Genomic DNA, 3,813 nt, shown 5'->3' on the forward strand with positions numbered 1-3,813 from the left:
TATAAGAGACAGCTTTTAAATCTAAATAATTTATAAAATAATCTTTTAAGTCAAACGATTTAAATTTTACTAATAAGTCAATATCACTTTCGTTATTAAATGTTTCATTTGTAGCCGAACCAAATAAATATAGTTTATCAACCTTGTGTGTTTCACAAAGCAAATCAATCATTTTTTTATGTTGGTCTATAGAAAACATAATCAAATATAGCAATTTATAAATCTAAATCTACTTTTGGTACGTTAAAATCGATTTTGGTTTTACGAAGTTCAAAGTTCTGACCCAAATAAACTCTTCTTACCATTTCGTCTTCTACTAATTCTTCTGGTTTTCCAGCCTTTAGAATTCCACCTTCAAACATTAAGTAGGTTTTATCGGTGATGGCTAAAGTTTCTTGAACGTTGTGATCGGTAATCAAGATTCCGATGTTCTTGTTTTTTAGTTGAGCAACAATTCGCTGAATATCTTCAACTGCCACTGGGTCAACTCCGGCAAAAGGTTCGTCTAGTAAAATAAATTTTGGATCGGTTGCAAGCGCACGAGCGATTTCAGTTCTTCTTCGTTCACCACCAGAAAGTAAATCACCACGATTGGTTCTAATGTGTTCCAATCCGAATTCGTGTATTAAACTTTCCATCTTAGCTTCTTGTTCAGCTTTAGATAATTTGGTTAGTTGCAAAACACTTAAAATGTTATCTTCAATACTCAATTTTCTAAAAACGGATGCTTCTTGAGCCAAATATCCAATGCCGTTTTGAGCACGTTTGTACATCGGATAATCGGTAATATTCATGTCATCAAGAAAAATATTTCCCGAATTTGGTTTTACCAATCCTACAATCATATAGAACGAAGTTGTTTTTCCGGCACCATTTGGACCAAGTAATCCAACGATTTCTCCTTGATTTACTTCTACAGAAATGCCTTTTACAACGCTTCTTCCTTTGTAGGTTTTAACTAAATTTTCGGCTCTTAATTTCATGTTTTAGTTTATGAGTTTAGAAGTTTATGAGTTTAAAAGTATTGTATCGAATTGAATACCATCACAAATAAACAAATAAACGTTTTTATCTACGTAATAATTAACAATACTTTAGTTGCAATTTTGGAATCTGCCAACTGAAATCTGATTACTCAGCACCTTCTTCTAATTCTTCCCAAAACTCGTAAGCTCTTCTTAAATGCGGAATCACAATTGTTCCTCCAACAAGAGTTGCAATTCCCATAGCTTCCATCATTTCTTCTTTAGTAACACCTTCTTTGTACGAAGTTTCTAAATGGTATTTTACGCAATCATCACAACGTAAAACAGTTGAAGCAACTAATCCTAAAAGCTCTTTGGTTTTTACATCAAGCGCACCTTCGGCATAGGCATTAGTATCTAAATTGAAGATACGTTTTACAATTTTATTGTTATCTGCTAATAATTTTTCGTTCATTTTAGAACGATATTCGTTGAATTCTTTAACTTGCTGGCTCATTTTTTAATTTATTTTTTACTACTATGGCCGATATAAAAATACTGGCTTCGTAAATTATTAACATTGGAATGGATACTGTAATCTGACTTACAACATCGGGTGGCGTTATAATTGCGGCTACAATTAAAACGATTACAATAGTGTATTTTCTATTATTTCTTAAAAATGTTGGTGTAACTAATCCTAATTTGGTAAGAAAATAAATGATAATAGGTAATTCGAAAAACAATCCGCAGGCAATCACTGATGTTTTTACCATACTTATATAGGAATCGATTGTGAAATTATTTTCTACAACGCTACTGATATGAAAGGTTGCAAGGAAATTTACCGACATTGGAACGATGACAAAGTAACCAAAAGTAACTCCAAGAAAAAATAATATAGAAGCGACAGTTATGAATAATGTCGCGTTTTTTTTCTCTTTTTCATACAAAGCCGGACTAATAAATTTCCAGAATTGCCACAAAATATACGGAAAAGCCATAATGAAACCTGCCATAATACAGATCCAAACAAATATATTTACTTGTCCTTCCATCTGCGTGTTTATGATCTTGAATGGTAGTTCGGTAACACAAATGTTTTCGGCAAATCCTAAATAATTGGATGCATCACAAAAAAATCGATAGGTAACAAAATCGGTTTTAGTTGGACCGAAGATGATGGTGTCAAAAATAGAATCAGCAAAGAAGTAAGCAACAATTCCCATTACCAAAATTCCTGCCGAGCAGCGCACTAAAACCCATCTCAATTCTTCAAGATGGTCTAAAAATGACATTTCTTTTATTGTTTTTTCTGTCATTATACTATTCCTTCTTTTAAAATATCGTGCAAATGAATTACTCCTTTATATTCGCCATTATCCACAACAACCAATTGTGTTATCGAAAAATCTTCAAGAATATTTAGCGCATCAACAACCATATCAGTCGATTTTATTGTTTTAGGATGAACGGTCATAATATCTTTGGCAACCAAACCCGTAATGGTTTCAGTTTTATTCAACATTCTTCTAATGTCACCATCGGTAATAATTCCGACCACTTTATCATTTTCAATAACTGCTGCAACACCAAGTCGTTTTTCAGAAATTTCAACAATAACATTTTTTATACTAGAATCCGGATTTACAAATGGTTTTCTTGTAGCATCGAGCATGTCTTGAACACGCAACAATAATTTTTTACCCAATGCGCCACCAGGATGGTATTTAGCAAAATCTTCGGGTTTGAAATCGCGCATTTCCATAAGGCAAACTGCAATGGCATCGCCCATAACTAATTGCGCTGTTGTACTGTTTGTTGGTGCTAAATTATTTCTGCAAGCTTCACTTTCTACATACGTATTTAAAGTATAATGCGCTTCTTTGCCTAAAAATGAAGTAACATTTCCTGTAATGGCAATTAATTTATTTCCGAATCGTTTTAATAACGGAACCAAAACTTTAATCTCTGGACTATTTCCACTTTTAGAAATGCAAATTACAGCATCGCCATCTTGAACCATTCCTAAATCGCCATGAATTGCTTCAGAAGCATGTAAAAACATCGAAGGCGTTCCGGTTGAATTTAAAGTAGCAACTATTTTTTGAGCGATAATGGCACTTTTTCCAATTCCGGTTACAATTAATCTACCTTTAGAATTGTATATTTCTTGAACGGCATTTACAAAGACATCATCAATAAAATCAGTCAGTTTTGCAATGGATTGGCTTTCAGAGACTATCGTTTTTTTAGCTGCAGTTATTATATTTTCTCTTGTTATCAAAATTGTTTTGTTATAAAATTTGTGTGAATAAAAGAAATTCGTATATTTATGGTTGCAAATTTATGTAAAAATCCCATTAAGTCAGAATGAATTCAAACGAAATTGACATACACAAAGAATTAAAAAAATATTTTGGCTTTAGCCAATTCAAAGGTTTACAGGAACGCGTTATAAAAAGTATTTTAGCAAAAGAAAATACTTTTGTGATTATGCCCACAGGTGGCGGAAAATCATTGTGTTACCAATTACCTTCTTTAGTTCAAGAAGGAACAGCAATTGTTGTTTCTCCGTTAATTGCATTGATGAAAAATCAAGTTGATGCTATTAGAAGTGTTTCCACAAATGATGGAGTTGCTCACGTATTAAATTCGTCTTTAACAAAAACCGAAATTAATCAGGTTAAAAAAGACATCGTTTCTGGAATTACTAAATTATTATATGTTGCGCCCGAATCATTAACCAAAGATGAATATGTAGAATTTCTTCAAAGCGTTAAAATTTCGTTTGTCGCAATCGATGAAGCGCATTGTATTTCAGAATGGGGACACGATTTTAGACCAG

6 protein-coding genes are annotated in these 3,813 nt (G+C 32.7%); 1 reads left to right on the top strand and 5 read right to left on the bottom strand.

The annotated features are described in order from the left end of the window. From DIU01_RS03705 to DIU01_RS03725, 5 genes are all read right to left on the bottom strand, one after another. Nucleotides 1-199, bottom strand: a 199-nt coding sequence (locus tag DIU01_RS03705; RefSeq protein WP_290831900.1) for a nucleotidyltransferase domain-containing protein, incomplete at its 3' end; no start/stop codon positions are given. A 16-nt stretch (nucleotides 200-215) separates the two neighbouring features. Further along, nucleotides 216-983, bottom strand: a complete 768-nt coding sequence (gene lptB, locus DIU01_RS03710) for an LPS export ABC transporter ATP-binding protein (RefSeq protein WP_290831901.1) — start codon at nucleotides 981-983, stop codon at nucleotides 216-218. A 148-nt stretch (nucleotides 984-1,131) separates the two neighbouring features. Then, nucleotides 1,132-1,482, bottom strand: a complete 351-nt coding sequence (locus DIU01_RS03715) for a carboxymuconolactone decarboxylase family protein (RefSeq protein WP_290831902.1) — start codon at nucleotides 1,480-1,482, stop codon at nucleotides 1,132-1,134. After that, a complete protein-coding gene (tatC, locus tag DIU01_RS03720) occupies nucleotides 1,466-2,287 on the bottom strand; it encodes a twin-arginine translocase subunit TatC (protein WP_290831903.1) in 822 nt (273 codons plus the stop codon). Before tatC ends, DIU01_RS03715 begins: the two co-directional genes overlap by 17 nt. Further along, a complete protein-coding gene (locus DIU01_RS03725; protein ID WP_290831904.1) occupies nucleotides 2,287-3,252 on the bottom strand; it encodes an SIS domain-containing protein in 966 nt (321 codons plus the stop codon). The genes tatC and DIU01_RS03725 overlap by 1 nt, the downstream gene beginning before the upstream one ends. 86 nt (nucleotides 3,253-3,338) lie before the next feature. Between DIU01_RS03725 and DIU01_RS03730 the strand changes: the two genes are divergently transcribed. Beyond that, nucleotides 3,339-3,813 (top strand): DEAD/DEAH box helicase (locus DIU01_RS03730; protein WP_290831905.1); only part of this gene is annotated, 475 nt, incomplete at its 3' end.

Source organism: Flavobacterium sp., from assembly GCF_003525665.1.
Classification (GTDB): Bacteria; Bacteroidota; Bacteroidia; order Flavobacteriales; family Flavobacteriaceae; genus Flavobacterium.